Source organism: Bradyrhizobium sp. 23AC, assembly GCF_054863025.1.
In genome coordinates this window covers 1-274 of record NZ_JAVAYN010000144.1, presented here as the reverse complement: position 1 = coordinate 274, position 274 = coordinate 1, and the positions used below count along the sequence as shown (strand labels likewise).

General features: G+C 60.2%; 1 pseudogene. It reads left to right on the top strand.

Annotated elements, in window-relative coordinates:
* Positions 1-274: pseudogene (locus tag RAD10_RS41835) on the top strand (xanthine dehydrogenase family protein molybdopterin-binding subunit); the annotation flags it as partial.

Genomic DNA, 274 nt, shown 5'->3' with positions numbered 1-274 from the left:
ACCCCGTCGAAATCCGGCGGCGCAATCTGATCGCCGACGATGCCTATCCATGTGCATCGCCCTCGGGCATGAAGTTCGAGCAGCTTTCGCATCACGCCTCGTTGACCAAGCTGCTTCAGATGATGGATTACGACGCGTTGCGGGCTGAGCAAGCGGCCTTGCGCGCCAGAAACGTCCATCGAGGCATCGGAATCGCGAGCTTCATCGAGGTGACCAATCCCAGCGCTGCCTTCTATGGCGTGGGCGGCGCGAAAATCTCATCGCAGGATGGCGT